Consider the following 11,705-nt stretch of genomic DNA (forward strand, 5'->3'; position numbering starts at 1 on the left):
CGAAAATCGCGAAATTCGGAAGAGTCAGATAACAAAAACGTGCGGCGGCCACGAGGGTGTTGCGCCGCCGCACAAAGGCGGGCCGCCGGACAGCGCGGCCCGTCGTTCGGTACACGTTATTGCAGGAGCTTCAGCACTTGCTGCGGCAGCGAGTTCGCTTGCGCGAGCACCGAGATGCCGGCTTGCTGGAGCACTTGCGCGCGCGACAGGTTCGCGGTTTCCTGGGCGAAGTCCGCGTTCTGGATTTGCGATTGCGCCTGCGACAGGTTGTTCGAGCCGGCTTGCTGCGTCGTCGCGATCGCGGTGAAGCGGTTCTGGGCCGCACCGAGCGTCGCTTGCAGGTTGTTCACCGTCGAGAGCGCGTTGTCGATCGACACCATCGCTTGGTATGCGCCCGTCTGCGTGCTGATGTCCAGATTCGAAACCGTCTGCGGCTGGTTGACGGCGTTGATCTGCGCGACCATTGCCGTCGCGGCCGCCTGATCGGCCGCGCTCAGCGAACTGGTCCCGGCGGCGGCAAGCGTCAGCGTCTGGAACGCCGGGGCAGACGAAGTGCCCGTACCGGCGGTCGTTGATCCGAACAGCGAGGTGACGGCTCCGGCGCTCAGCGCCTGGTTGTTCTGATCGGTGAACGTAAAGCCGCCCTTGCCGTCCGACAGGACGTTGATCTGCGTCGTTTCCTGGCCGGTGCTGGTTCCCGGCGTCCAGGCCGCGCCGGACGAATCGACCGCGACCTTGATCGTGCCGAGCGTCTGGCCCGACTGAACCATGCCGCCGCCGATCTTCGCGGCCGACATGCTTTGCGTCAGGTCCACGCTGACCGTCTGGCCGACGTTCGCACCGACCTGGAAGCTCAGCGTGCCGGCCGAGCCGTCGAGAATGTTCTTGCCGTTGTAGTTCGTCTGCGAAGCGACGCGGTTCACTTCAGCGATCTGAACGGCAACTTCCTTTTGCAACGCTGCCGCGTCGCTCGAGCTCAGCGGGCCGTTCGAAGCTTGCACCGCGAGCTGGCGGATACGCTGAAGGCTGTTGGTCAGCGCAGACAGGCCGCTCGATGCCGTTTGCAGGATCGACACGCCGTCGTTCGCGTTCGACACGCCCTGGTTCAGGCCGTTGATCTGCGTTTGCATCCGGGTGGCGATCGCGAGGCCGGCTGCGTCGTCCGCTGCGCTGTTGATGCGCTTGCCCGACGACAGGCGGGTGATCGCCTGGGACAGGGCGCTTTGCGAGCCGTTGAGGTTCTGTTGCGCGACCAACGAGTTGATGTTGCTGTTGATTCCGAGCATGAAAATCTCCTAATTGAGCCGTATAGCCCATCAATGCCACTATTGGCGTGGGCGGAAGCACTCGTTCTTTGCCGGCCGCCTTGTGCTGGATTTCGGCGCATGCAAAAAAAACTTGAGGGACATAGTGAGATTCGGCCCGAATTTTTGTGCCGATCGTGCCGATTTGCGCTGATCGTTCGGTGAGCAAACGTTGGATGCTCCCGTTCGCGTACGCGGCTGGAGGCGCCGTCCGGCGGGCCGCGCAGCGGCGCGGACGCGGGTTTTCGATCGGAAAGCGGTAAACTAGTGGTCGAGCCGATGTTTACCTGTTATGATGGCGGGCTGAATTGAGATTTCTGTCACGCCTTTGCCGTTTACGCCCATGCGTAGGGCATGTCTGCTGGCAGTCAAACGCGGCGCCTGGTGTTGGTTGCCGAGCGTTTCGCGGTGCATTCCGCCTCTCTTTTCCGGCCTCCGAGGCCGCTACCCGCTCGTTTCGCCCGTTCGTGGAAACGCCCGGAAGGCCGGTGCGTGGCGCTTGGCCGCTACGTTTTTGACCGTATCAAGCAAATTAGGAACGACATGACGACGATTCTTTTGAAAGAAAACGAGCCGTTCGAAGTGGCGATTCGCCGCTTCCGCCGCGCCATCGAGAAGAACGGCCTGATCGCCGAGCTGCGCGAGCGCCAGGCATACGAAAAGCCGACCGCCGTGCGCAAGCGCAAGAAGGCGGCTGCGGTGAAGCGCCTGCACAAGCGCCTGCGCAGCCAGATGCTGCCGAAGAAGCTCCACTAAGCTTCGTTCGCTTCGCCTCGACGGCGGTGCCGCTTCGTAAGAAGCCGCGCCGCCGTTTTGTTTTGTGGCCGCCGGTGAGGCGCCCTGGGGTAGGGCGAGGCGCCACAAGCGAATGCGCGCCGTTGCTCGCACGCGTCGCGCCGCCGCCCTTTGACGCCTTGGCGCGGCCAGCATGCGATCCGTTGGAAATTGATCTTCGCGGTGATGCGCATCGTGCGCGGATCGCCGGGCTTCGCGTAATCCGCGTACTGGACTGGAATTCCCGATAGCGCCGGCTCCTCGGGTTGTCGATCGACGCGCACAGTGTCATGTCGCGCTGGCCGAGCGCGACGTCATTCGAATTCGGTCGCTCGCCGCGGCGACGCCGATTGCCGCAGCGGAGCGGGGCTGTCGGATCAGGCGGCCGGCTTTCTCTTTCTGCTGGCCTTCTCGCCGAGCGCCGCGCAGCGCGTGTGGCACGGGCAGGTTCTTTCGTGATCGTTGACCATGCCCGTCGCCTGCATCAGCGCATAGCAGATCGTCGAGCCGACGAACTTGCAGCCGTAGCGCTTGAGCGCCTTGCTGAGCGCGTCCGAGCGCTCGGTCGACGCCGGCGCGTCGCGGTACGACGCCCACGCGTTCTGCAGCGGCGCATGATCGACGAACGACCACAGGAACGCGGCGAGCGAGCCGTGCTCCGCGCGGATCTGCTGGACCGCGCGCGCGTTGGCGACGGCCGCCTCGATCTTCGCGCGGTTGCGCACGATGCTCGCATCGAGCACCAGTTCGTCGATCCGCTTCGGCGTGAAGCGGGCGACCTTGTCGACGTCGAAGTCGGCAAACGCCGCGCGGTAGCCGGCGCGCTTGTTCAAGATCGTCGACCAAGACAGGCCCGCTTGCGCGCCTTCGAGCACGAGCATTTCGAATAGATGCCGGTCGTCGTGCGACGGCACGCCCCATTCGGTATCGTGATAGTGAGCGTCCGCTTCGGTTTTTACCCAACTGCAGCGTTCCTGCTTCGGCATTTCGCATGTCCCGTCGATCTGGTCGCGTCAGCATAACGGATCGACGGGGGCGCGCAAGCCTGGCCGTTCGGCCGATGGGCGCGGCGAGCCGTTGCGGTTAAGCTTCTTGCATCAACGGCATTTCGTCGAATCAACTGAACTGAAGCACGCGATGGGCAACGACATTTTTCTGATCGGCATCGACGGCGGCGGCACCGGCACGCGCGCGGTGCTCGCCGATGCGCGCGGGCGCGAGCTTGCGCAGGGCAGCGCCGGGCCTTCCGGGCTCGCGCTCGGCATAGAGGCCGCGTGGCGCTCGATCGAGGCTGCCAGCGCGGACGCTTGCGCGCGCGCTGGCGTCGCGTTCGACTGGCGGCATTGCGTGCTCGGCTGCGGGCTTGCCGGCGTGAATCATCGCGAGTGGCTGAACGCATTCCGTGCGAGCGCGCCGCTTGCCGCATTCGTGGTGGAAAGCGATGCGTATACGACCGTCGTCGGCGCGCACGGCGGCGGGCCGGGCGTGATCGTCGCGCTCGGCACGGGCAGCATCGCGGCCGCGCTCGATGCGTCGGGCGCATGCCGGATTGCGGGCGGATACGGCTTTCCTTCCGGCGACGAGGCGAGCGGCGCGTGGCTCGGCTTGCGCGCGCTGTCGTACGCGCAGCAGGCGCTCGACGGCCGTGCGCCGCTCGACGCGCTCGCCCGGGCGCTCGTCGCGCACACGGGCGCGTCCGGCCGCGATGCGCTCGTCGTCTGGTCGTGCGAAGCGAATCAAACCGCATATGCGGGGCTCGCGCCGATCGTGCTCGCCCATCGCGACCACCCGGCGGCCGCGCGCTGGATCGAGCAGGCGGGCATCGAGATCGCGAGGATGATCGACGCGCTCGATCCGGCGGCGGCGCTACCCGTCGCGTTGTGCGGCGGGCTGGCGGAGGCGCTTGCGAGTGCGGTGCCCGAACCGCACCGCGCGCGGCTCGTCGCGCCGCAAGCCGATTCCGCGCACGGCGCGCTGCGGCTCGCCGAACGGGAAGCGGCGCGGCTCGGGCTCGCGGCGCCGCGCTGAACGCGATCGGGGCGGGCTGCGGGAGAGAACGGCCCGCCGCGAGCGGCATTCTTCGTCCGACGATAAAATGTCCGCTTCCTCCCGTGTCACCCGCATCCTCCGACGTCCGCCATGTATAAAGTCATCGCCACCGATCTCGACGGAACCCTGCTCAACAGCGACCACCAGCTCGATCCTTATACGATCGATACCGTGCGGCGGCTCGCGGAAGGCGGCGTGCCCTTCGTGATCGCAACCGGGCGCCACTACGCGGACGTCGCCGGCATTCGGGACGTACTAGGCATTCGCCCTTACCTGATCACATCGAACGGCGCGCGCGTGCACGCGCCGGACGACACGCGGATCCACGCGCAGGACGTGCCCGCCGACGCGGTGCGGCAACTGGTGCGGCCCGAACTCGTCGGCACGCACGGCCGCGTGATCGTCAATCTGTTCACGAACGACGGCTGGCTGATCGACCGAGACGCGCCGCATCTGCTCGCATTCCATCAGGATTCCGGATTTCGCTACGACGTCATCGACATGCTGTCGCACGACGGCGCGGACATCGCGAAGGTGCTGTACATCGGCGAGCCCGAGGATCTGGCCATCGTGTCGGACAACCTCGCGCGCCAGTTCGGCGGTGCGCTGTACGTCACGTATTCGCTGCCTGACTGCCTCGAGGTGATGACCGCGAACGTATCGAAGGGGCGTGCGCTGCGCGTCGTGCTCGAGCGGCTCGGCGTCGATCCCGCGCACTGCGTCGCGTTCGGCGACAACATGAACGATATCGATCTGCTCGAGACGGCCGGGCATCCGTTCATGATGAACAATGCGAATCCCGATCTCGTCGTGCGCCTGCCGAAGGTGCCGCGAATCGGCAACAACTTCGAAGCGGGCGTCGCGCGTCATCTGCGCGCGCTGTTCGCGCTCGAGGATTCCACCACGCACTGAGCGCCGCGCCGATCTCGCCGGCACGCGCGGCCAGCCGCATCCGCAACGAAAACGGGCGCCGCGGCGCCCGTTTTCGCTTTTGTCCCGTCGCCGGCGGCCGGCGCGAGTCCGGCCGCGCCGTCATCAGCTTTCGTCGCGCCCCGCGACGAGCGGATACACGACGCCCGCGATCGCCGCGCCGATGATGGGCGCCACCCAGAACAGCCACAGTTGGCCGATCGCCTCGCCGCCGACGAAGAGCGCCGGGCCCGTCGAGCGCGCCGGGTTCACCGACGTGTTCGTCACCGGGATCGAGATCAGGTGGATCAGCGTGAGGCACAGGCCGATCGCGATCGGCGCGAAGCCGGCCGGCGCGCGCTTGTCGGTCGAGCCGAGGATCACGAACAGGAAGAAGCCCGTCAGCACGACTTCGCAGATGAACGCGGCCGCGAGCGAGTAATGGCCGGGCGAGCGCGCGTCATAGCCGTTCGTCGCGAAGCCGCTGCCGACGACGTCGAAGCCCGGCTTGCCGGTCGCGATCAGATACAGCACGAACGCGCCGAGCGTGGCGCCGACGACCTGCGCGACGATGTACGGCACGAGATCGCGGGCCGGGAAACGTCCCGCCACCGTCAGGCCGACGCTCACGGCCGGATTCAGGTGACACCCGGAAACGTGGCCGATCGCGAACGCCATCGTCAGAACGGTCAGGCCGAATGCCAATGCGACTCCGGCAAAGCCGATGCCGAGGCCCGGAAAAGCGGCCGCCAGAACGGCGCTGCCACAGCCGCCGAGGACGAGCCAGAACGTGCCGAACACTTCCGCTGCGAGACGCTGAGGTAATTTCATTGGAGTAGTTCCTGGTCGTGAAAATCGAAAACGGATTGCGCCGTGAAAAGCAGGGACGCATCCACGAATGCCGACTGGATTATAGGAAATTCTATGGTCTCCGAAGGGTCAACGATTGTCAAATTGAGATTGATCGATCGGCGTTTTTATTAGAATAAGGCCGCATTGCAGGACGTATTGTAATTGAATTTTAAAATTTATCAGACGAAATGGTTTCCGCAGATTTCGTAGCAATTCTGATTGCGCAATAGAACCTTTGTGTCTAGGCTGGGAATTGCCAGGCGGATCATGATATAGGGAGTTGAAATGTCTCAGTACGCGAAAATCAAGGCGCAGATCGTGGAGCTGCAGGCCCAGGCCGAAGAAGTGCGTCGCCAGGAGATCGCGGCCGTGGTCGCCGAACTGCAAGGCAAGATCGCCGAGTACGGGCTCACGGCACAGGACTTGGGATTTGCCGAGCGGGCACGGCGCGGCCGTCCGCCGAAGAAGGGGCCGCTGCCCCCCAAGTACCGCGATCCGAAGTCGGGCAGCACGTGGAGCGGCCGCGGGAAGCCCCCGCATTGGATCGTCGGCAAAAACCGCGAGCGCTTTTTGATCGGCTGATTATCCGGCGCCTGGCAAAAAGAAAGCCGCATTTCCCGATGCGGCTTTCTGCTATGCAAAACGTAATGGACGCGTCATTTCTGCAATGACGCCGGCCAAAGGGTTAACCCGCCGCTACGCGTCGCCATTGCGGCTGCTTGGATGCGTCGCGCAGCGTTTCATAGATGTCGATATAGCGCCGCGCCATTGCATGCGAGCTGAAACGTTGCTCGAATTGCGCGCGGATTGCATCGCGTGACAATTCGTCGATCCGGTGCAGCGCGCCCACGGCGCCCTGCACGTCCTCGACGATGAAGCCCGTGAGGCCGTCGTCGATGACTTCCGGCACGGAGCCGCGGTTGAACGCGACGACGGGCGTGCCGCACGCCATCGCCTCGATCATCACGAGGCCGAACGGCTCGGGCCAGTCGATCGGGAACAGCAGCGCCTTCGCGCCCGACAGGAACGCGGGCTTCTGCGCTTCGTTGATCTCGCCGATGAACTCGACGTGCGCGGAATCGAGGAGCGGTTCGATCTCGGCCTTGAAATAATCCTCGTCGACCTTGTCGACTTTCGCGGCAATCTTGAGCGGCAGGCCGCTTTGCGCGGCGATCCGGATCGCGGTGTCGACGCGCTTTTCCGGGCAGATGCGGCCGAGGAACGCGAGATACTCGGGCTGGCGGCCGGCCTGCGGCGTGAGCAACGTGTCGGGCAGCCCGTGATAGACGGTGCCCGCCCAGCCGGCCTGCGGCAGTGGCGTGCGCTGCGAATCCGAGATCGACACGACGGGCGCGTTCGGGAACGCGTCGAATACGGGCTGCAGCTCCGGCAGGTCGAGGCGGCCGTGCAGCGTCGTGACGAACGGCGCGTCGAGGCGCGACAGCAGCGGGAACGGCAGATAGTCGAGGTGGAAATGCAGGATGTCGAACGTGTGCGCGGCGCGCGCGACCTGCTCGAGCAGGCGCATATGGGGCGCCATCGCATCGCGGATCGACGGATCGAGGCGCAGCGCGCGCGGCCATGCGGCTTCGAGGCGCGCCGACGTGACGGAATCCCCGCTCGCGAACAGCGTGACGTCGTGCCCCATTTCGACGAGCGCCTCGGTCAGGTAGGACACGACCCGCTCGGTGCCCCCATAGAGTTTGGGCGGAACGGCTTCGTAGAGCGGGGCGATTTGGGCAATGCGCATGAGCGTTTCTCCGTTGCGAAGAGGGCGGAACTCGCCGGGGGGGCGGTGCGAGCTTCGCTCCGGTAAGCGGTGAGCGCCTGCGTGCAGGCAGACGGGGCGGTGCGCGGCGAACGTCGCCGGACCGGGCGTTCCGATTCATTATCGGGATCGCCCGTGCGGTATCGAGCGATTTTTCAAACGCTTAACCCTTGTTACAGGATGAAATACGCAAAAACCCTAGAAAACGCCCGGCCGAATGACTAGGATGTGGCAGAAAAGGGATGCGAAAGCCGCGCGCCGCAATGGCGCGAATTCCGTCGGCCCGCTGCCGTCGCGCCTGAAGATGGTGTTTTCCCGGCCTTGATTGGCGGGACTTTCGGCCGGACGGGCGTTTGCGGGCCATTCCCACCCTTTGTCGGAAAAATTCCTACACGGTTTACAGACAATTCCGGCAAAGCGCATTCCCCTTCACTGATAGCGGCTCCCCCGACGATTGGCCAAAATGCCCGTAAGAATATAAACAAGCCGATTGCCCCCTTCTCGGTGGGTAGATCGAGCAAACGTTTTCACTGGCATTACCGATTGGCCAAGGATTTCTTACGGGGGAATCGAATCATGAGCGCAACCAGCGAAATGCTCGCCGAGATCAACGAAGTCAACCTGTCTTACCTGCTGCTCGCCCAGCGGCTGTTGCGCGAGGACAAGGTCATGGGCATGTTCCGCATGGGGATTTCGGGGGAACTCGCCGACGTGCTCGTGAACCTGACGCTCGCCCAGACGGTCAAGCTCGCCGCATCGAACCAGATGCTCTGCCGTTTCCGCTTCGACGACCACGCGCTCCTGTCGTCGCTCGCCGACAAGGGCCGCAATTCCGCAGTCGCTCACGCGCATTCGGCGATCCTGATGGCCGGCCAGCCGGTCGAAAGCTTCCGCTGAACGGAAAGCCGCGCGCCGCGCCCGGGCGCATTGCTGCATAAGTGGAAGCGGGAAATCTGATTGTTTTGTTTGGGTAAATGGCGGAGAGCGACGATGGCGTCCAAGAGCGTAGTGGTCGAAGTCAAGGAGATCACCCTGGCGATCGAGCTGATCGAGCTGGGCGCGCGGCTGCAACTGCTCGAAGCCGAGACGAACCTGTCGCGCGATCGCCTGATCAAGCTCTACAAGGAACTGAAGGGCGTGTCGCCGCCGAAGGGAATGCTGCCGTTCTCGACCGACTGGTTCATGACGTGGCAGCCGAACATCCATTCGTCGCTGTTCTACAACGTCTACCGCTTCATGCGCGAGCACGGCGGCTGCGATTCGATCCAGTCGATCGTCAAGGCATACCGGCTGTATCTCGAGCACGTCGGGCTGTCCGACGACGAGGCGGTGCTGAGCCTCACGCGCGCGTGGACGCTCGTGCGCTTCTTCGATTCCGGGATGCTGGAGACGACGCCGTGCACCCGTTGCGGCGGACACTTTGTCGCACACGCGCACGACCCACACCACGGCTACGTGTGCGGCCTTTGCCAGCCGCCGTCGCGCGCGGGCAGGACCCGCAAGGCCGCCGCGCGGGCCGACCAGGCCGCAATCGCCGCGTAAGCTTCTTCGCCGGGCCGCGCCGGCCGTGCATCGGGCGGCCTGCCTCCGTCATTGTCCCGTCTGCTGGTTTACACCGTCGAGCCTCTCCGGGGCGGTTTCCCAAAGTTTTCGTTGCGACTGCCGTAAACCACTTAACGGCGGCCTCCCGGCTGCTCATTCGTGAGGGACAGGCAGTGCTGATTTTCGTGGGAACTCTCGTGACCTTGTTGTCCGTGTTCGGCGGCTATGCGCTGGCGGGCGGGCACCTGGGCGCGCTCGTGCAACCGGTCGAGATCCTGATGATCGTCGGCGCGGGCGTCGGCGCGTTCATCATCGGCAACGGCATCAAGACGATCAAGGCGACGCTGCGCGTGCTGCCCACGCTGCTCAAGGGCTCGAAGTACAACAAGGACATCTACATGGAGCTGATGGCGCTCCTGTACGTGTTGCTCGCGAAGGCGCGCAAGGAAGGCACGCTCACGCTCGAGGCGGACATCGACGAACCCGAGAAGAGCCCGATCTTCACCCAGTATCCGAAGATCCTCGCCGACCATCACATCGTCGAATTCCTGACCGACTACCTGCGCCTGATGGTGGGCGGCAACATGAACGCGTTCGAGATCGAAAGCCTGATGGACGAGGAGATCGAGACGCACCACGCCGAAGGCGAAGGTCCGGCGCACGCGCTGATGCGCGTCGGCGACGCGATGCCGGCGTTCGGGATCGTCGCCGCGGTGATGGGCGTCGTCCACACGATGGCGTCCGCCGACAAGCCGCCCGCGGTGCTGGGCGCGATGATCGCGCAGGCGCTCGTCGGCACGTTCCTCGGCATCCTGCTGTCGTACGGCCTGATCGGCCCGCTGTCGAGCCTCGCGGAGCAGCGCGTCGCCGAGTCGACCAAGATGTTCCAGTGCATCAAGGTGACGATTCTCGCGAGCCTGAACGGCTATGCGCCTGCGATCGCCGTCGAGTTCGGCCGCAAGGTGCTGTTCTCGACCGAGCGCCCGTCGTTCGCCGAACTCGAAGAGCACGTGCGCCGCGTGAAGGCGAAGTGAGCGCGAGGGCACCGACATGAGCAAGGGCAAGGATCAGGCGATCATCGTCAAGCGGGTGAGCCAGCAGAAGAAGGGGCACCACGGTGGTGCATGGAAGCTCGCGTACGCGGACTTCATGACCGCGATGATGGCGTTCTTTCTGTTGATGTGGCTGCTGTCCGCGGTGACGCCCGTGCAGTTGAAGGGGATCGCCGACTACTTCAACACGCCGCTGAAGGCTGCGATCTTCGGCAGCGGCGACCGTAGCGCCGACGATTCGAGCATCGTCAAGGGCGGCGGCCGCGACATCTCGAGCGTCGAAGCCGGCGCGACGCGCCTCACCGACGGCTCCACGCATCTCGCCGACCGCGTCGCGAAGAAGAGCGAAGACGACGCGCTCGCGCAGGCGCAGGGCTCGCTCGAGCGCCGCGAGCAGGTTCGGCTGCACGACCTGCAGGTGAAGCTGATGGCGGCCATCGAGGCAAATCCGACGCTGCGCCAGTTCAAGCAGCAGATCCGCATCGATTCGACGCTGATGGGGCTGCGCATCGAGATCGTCGATACGCAGAAGCGGCCGATGTTCGCGATGTCGAGCAACGCCGTCGAGCCGTACATGCGCGACATCCTGCGCGAGATCGGCAAGACGCTCAACGACGTGCCGAACCGCATCATCGTCCAGGGCCACACTGACGCCGTGCCGTATGCGGGCGGCGAGAAGGGCTACAGCAACTGGGAGCTGTCCGCCGACCGCGCGAACGCGTCGCGCCGCGAGCTGATCGCGGGCGGCATGGACGAGGCGAAGGTGCTGCGCGTGCTCGGCCTCGCGTCGACGCAGAACCTGAACAAGGCGGACCCGCTCGATCCGGAGAACCGCCGGATCAGCATCATCGTGCTGAACCGCAAGTCCGAGCTCGCGCTGATGCGCGACGACGCGACGACGACGACGCTGTCGTCCGACGCGGCCGGCTCGGCGCGGCTCGCGCAGCAGATCACGCCGCCCGGCGCGGCCGACGCGCCCGCGTTGCCGGGCGCGTCGGCCCCCGCCGCGAGGAAACCCTGACGCATTCGAGACACGCATTCGAGACACGACATGATCCGAACCATTCTCGCCATCGACGACTCCGCCACGATGCGCACGCTGCTCAGCGCGACGCTCGGCGAAGCGGGCTACGACGTGACCGTCGCCTCGGACGGCGAAGTCGGGCTCGATGTCGCGATGGCCACGCCTTTCGACCTGGTGCTGACCGATCACTACATGCCGAAGAAGAATGGCCTCGAGCTGATCGCGGCGCTGCGCTCGCAGTCGGCCTACGAAGCGACGCCGATTCTCGTCCTGACGACCGAGAACGGCGACGCGTTCAAGGATGCGGCGCGCGCGGCGGGCGCGACCGGCTGGATCGAAAAGCCGCTCGACCCGGACGCGCTGATCGAGCTCGTCGCGGCGCTTTCGGCGTCGTCGAGCCTTTCGTGACGAACACGACGTTTTTATGCGGT

13 protein-coding genes are annotated in these 11,705 nt (G+C 65.1%); 9 read left to right on the top strand and 4 right to left on the bottom strand.

What is annotated here, in order from left to right; translation table 11 throughout:
* Positions 1-116 precede the first annotated feature (116 nt).
* Positions 117-1,286: a flagellin gene (locus AQ610_RS01005; RefSeq protein WP_006023840.1), complete on the bottom strand. Its 1,170-nt coding sequence runs from the start codon at positions 1,284-1,286 to the stop codon at positions 117-119.
* A gap of 561 nt (positions 1,287-1,847) precedes the next feature.
* Here AQ610_RS01005 and rpsU point away from each other — a divergent pair.
* The gene (gene rpsU, locus AQ610_RS01010; RefSeq protein ID WP_004198205.1) at positions 1,848-2,060 is read left to right on the top strand and encodes a 30S ribosomal protein S21; all 213 of its coding nucleotides are present in this window, start codon (positions 1,848-1,850) and stop codon (positions 2,058-2,060) included.
* 395 nt (positions 2,061-2,455) lie between these two features.
* On the opposite strand, the gene AQ610_RS01015 is transcribed toward rpsU, so the two are convergent.
* The gene (locus tag AQ610_RS01015; protein ID WP_006023838.1) at positions 2,456-3,064 is read right to left on the bottom strand and encodes a DNA-3-methyladenine glycosylase I; all 609 of its coding nucleotides are present in this window, start codon (positions 3,062-3,064) and stop codon (positions 2,456-2,458) included.
* A 151-nt stretch (positions 3,065-3,215) separates the two neighbouring features.
* Between AQ610_RS01015 and AQ610_RS01020 the strand changes: the two genes are divergently transcribed.
* On the top strand, positions 3,216-4,106 hold the full coding sequence (locus AQ610_RS01020) for a glucosamine kinase nucleotide-binding domain-containing protein (protein ID WP_045554816.1): 891 nt from the start codon (positions 3,216-3,218) through the stop codon (positions 4,104-4,106).
* Positions 4,107-4,217: 111 nt separating this feature from the next.
* Positions 4,218-5,039 (top strand): Cof-type HAD-IIB family hydrolase, encoded by an 822-nt coding sequence (locus AQ610_RS01025; RefSeq protein WP_006023835.1) that lies wholly within the window; start codon positions 4,218-4,220, stop codon positions 5,037-5,039.
* A 123-nt stretch (positions 5,040-5,162) separates the two neighbouring features.
* Here the strand turns inward: AQ610_RS01025 and aqpZ are convergent, their stop codons facing one another.
* Entirely contained in the window at positions 5,163-5,867 is a 705-nt protein-coding gene (aqpZ, locus tag AQ610_RS01030; protein WP_009913923.1) for an aquaporin Z, read from the bottom strand.
* Positions 5,868-6,173: 306 nt separating this feature from the next.
* Between aqpZ and AQ610_RS01035 the strand changes: the two genes are divergently transcribed.
* Entirely contained in the window at positions 6,174-6,470 is a 297-nt protein-coding gene (locus AQ610_RS01035) for an H-NS histone family protein (protein ID WP_006023832.1), read from the top strand.
* A gap of 103 nt (positions 6,471-6,573) precedes the next feature.
* Here AQ610_RS01035 and AQ610_RS01040 read toward each other — a convergent pair whose 3' ends face one another.
* Positions 6,574-7,638, bottom strand: a complete 1,065-nt coding sequence (locus AQ610_RS01040) for a glycosyltransferase family 4 protein (protein ID WP_006023831.1) — start codon at positions 7,636-7,638, stop codon at positions 6,574-6,576.
* 594 nt (positions 7,639-8,232) lie between these two features.
* On the opposite strand from AQ610_RS01040, the gene flhD reads away from it, so the two are divergent.
* The 5 genes from flhD (at position 8,233) to AQ610_RS01065 (ending at position 11,682) form a co-directional block, all read left to right on the top strand.
* The gene (flhD, locus tag AQ610_RS37860) at positions 8,233-8,553 is read left to right on the top strand and encodes a flagellar transcriptional regulator FlhD (RefSeq protein ID WP_006023830.1); all 321 of its coding nucleotides are present in this window, start codon (positions 8,233-8,235) and stop codon (positions 8,551-8,553) included.
* Between the two features lie 93 nt (positions 8,554-8,646).
* A complete protein-coding gene (gene flhC / locus AQ610_RS01050) occupies positions 8,647-9,198 on the top strand; it encodes a flagellar transcriptional regulator FlhC (protein WP_043281844.1) in 552 nt (183 codons plus the stop codon).
* A gap of 173 nt (positions 9,199-9,371) precedes the next feature.
* Entirely contained in the window at positions 9,372-10,232 is an 861-nt protein-coding gene (gene motA / locus AQ610_RS01055; RefSeq protein WP_009913920.1) for a flagellar motor stator protein MotA, read from the top strand.
* A 16-nt stretch (positions 10,233-10,248) separates the two neighbouring features.
* The gene (motB, locus tag AQ610_RS01060) at positions 10,249-11,271 is read left to right on the top strand and encodes a flagellar motor protein MotB (protein WP_006023827.1); all 1,023 of its coding nucleotides are present in this window, start codon (positions 10,249-10,251) and stop codon (positions 11,269-11,271) included.
* Positions 11,272-11,301: 30 nt separating this feature from the next.
* Positions 11,302-11,682, top strand: a complete 381-nt coding sequence (locus AQ610_RS01065) for a response regulator (protein ID WP_006023826.1) — start codon at positions 11,302-11,304, stop codon at positions 11,680-11,682.
* Positions 11,683-11,705: the final 23 nt, after the last annotated feature.

It is taken from the genome of Burkholderia humptydooensis, assembly GCF_001513745.1.
In the GTDB taxonomy this organism is placed as follows: Bacteria; Pseudomonadota; Gammaproteobacteria; order Burkholderiales; family Burkholderiaceae; genus Burkholderia; species Burkholderia humptydooensis.